We start from the raw sequence: 256 nt of genomic DNA, 5'->3' as shown, positions 1-256 counted from the left end.
CGCTGCGCCGCCTTAATCGGTGCTCTGATCGGCGCTCTGATCGGCGCCCTGGCCAGCATGCCGGCGGCTGCCACCCCGGACACCCCGCCGCCGCCGCAGCGTGAGGCCTTGGTGCTGCGCCAGGCCACGCTGCATCCGGTCAGCGGGCCGGTCATGGCCAACGCCAGCCTGCTGATCGAGGGCGGCAAGATCCGCGCGATCGGCGGCGCCGACCTGCCGGCCCCGTCGGGCGCCCGCAGCCTGGACCTGGGCGGCC

1 protein-coding gene is annotated in these 256 nt (G+C 76.2%); it reads left to right on the top strand.

The annotated features are described in order from the left end of the window. Window positions 1-256: hypothetical protein (locus RVY79_RS20470; protein WP_317466425.1), on the top strand; the 256-nt coding region annotated here is incomplete at both ends.

The sequence above is a fragment of the Chromohalobacter sp. HP20-39 genome, assembly GCF_033052815.1.
GTDB lineage: Bacteria > Pseudomonadota > Gammaproteobacteria > Pseudomonadales > Halomonadaceae > Chromohalobacter.
Note: the sequence above shows the minus strand (reverse complement) of the source record. Positions and strands in the feature narration are given on the sequence as shown.